The organism is Streptomyces sp. BE20 (assembly GCF_036322525.1).
Taxonomy (GTDB): domain Bacteria; phylum Actinomycetota; class Actinomycetes; order Streptomycetales; family Streptomycetaceae; genus Kitasatospora.
Genome location: NZ_JAQYWW010001145.1, coordinates 1 through 333 on the forward strand (window position 1 = coordinate 1; position 333 = coordinate 333).

The following is a 333-nucleotide window of genomic DNA, read 5'->3' on the forward strand; positions in this document are numbered from 1 at the left end:
CCTCCGGGGACGCCGCCCTCGACGGCGCTTCAGCCGTCTCTCGACCGTACCCGCGCCCTGCCCGGCTGCGACCCCCTGCGCGAGCGTTTTGGAGTCATTCGGCGGGGCTCCCGCTGAGGAGGAAGGGGAGGTGGGCGCCTCGGGCGAGGGCGTCGAGGGCCTGGGTGGTGCGGTGGTGTAGGTCTCGGGTCAAGGCGTCGGTGAGTTGGGCGCGGTGGAGCCAGTGGACGGCGGTGATGGTGTGGGGCGGGCGGTGGCGGGCGACGGTGGATTCCTGGGCGGGGGTGAGTCGGCCGCCCCAGTAGACGAAGTTGACGGCTTCGGGGAGGTGTC

The 333-nt window shown here is 73.0% G+C and carries 1 protein-coding gene; it reads right to left on the minus strand.

What is annotated here, in order from left to right:
• Positions 1 to 94: 94 nt before the first annotated feature.
• Positions 95 to 333, minus strand: a 239-nt coding sequence (locus tag PUR61_RS36555) for a hypothetical protein (protein ID WP_329883873.1), incomplete at its 5' end; no start/stop codon positions are given.